Here is an 840-nt window from a genome sequence, read left to right on the forward strand (position 1 = left end):
GTGAATAAACATAGTGCTTTCCTTGCTCATGCCTTTTGTCATTTATTGTTCATAGGCATCGTTCAATATAGTGTTATTGTAGCTTGCTTAAGCGCCCACAATTAGCCATTTTCGGAACTCAATATTGAGATTTATTGGCATTAGCGCTTTTGTACACTAAAGTTAGATCCAGAACATCACAACAACGTCGGCTAAAGGGAATTGGCATGGACTTACATACTTGCGTAATTGTATTAAGAAACCAAAAGGTTATTACCAGTAAATCCGTAGATCATTCTATTGGAATTATCGAAAGAGACTCAGATAACGAGATCTCAGAAATTCAGATTAATGCGACGGATGGACGTAATATTCGAACTTATCACTACAACAATGTAGAGGAGTCATTAGAGAGCTTAATGAACCTCTGAAGGTTTTCTTTAACACACCTTTCTCCCTAGTTAAAAGCGAAAGCAATAGAGCACAGTACATGTGCTCTTTTTTTGTTTAACAGAAAAAATGTTTATCGAAAATAATGACAGACCTTGATTTAAAACAGACAATAATCGGCAAATAAACACTCGAATATAAAAATCAAGACATTGATTTAAATAAATAAAAACCAACCATTCAATTTTTTAGAACGAGTTTATCAAAATCCTCCCGTTATTTTTATGTTCGCCTCTACCTAAACTGTTCTCAACAGCACGGAAGCACACGCTTCCCACTCATTGAAAAGAGTCAGAGGACAGAATCATGAAAGCACTATTACAGAAAATTACCACATCAAACGCAGGTTACAGCGCACTATCACTTCGCGTTCCAATCGGCATTATCTTTATGGCGCACGGCGCGCAAAAA

At 36.5% G+C, this 840-nt stretch carries 1 protein-coding gene and 1 pseudogene; both read left to right on the forward strand.

The annotated features are described in order from the left end of the window. The first annotated feature begins 206 nt into the window (after positions 1 to 206). The gene (locus IQR33_RS18985) at positions 207 to 410 is read left to right on the forward strand and encodes a hypothetical protein (protein ID WP_017633816.1); all 204 of its coding nucleotides are present in this window, start codon (positions 207 to 209) and stop codon (positions 408 to 410) included. Positions 411 to 735: 325 nt separating this feature from the next. After that, positions 736 to 840 (forward strand): annotated as a pseudogene (locus IQR33_RS18990) (oxidoreductase); the annotation flags it as partial.

It is taken from the genome of Vibrio sp. OPT46 (assembly GCF_015163535.1).
Classification (GTDB): domain Bacteria; phylum Pseudomonadota; class Gammaproteobacteria; order Enterobacterales; family Vibrionaceae; genus Vibrio; species Vibrio alginolyticus.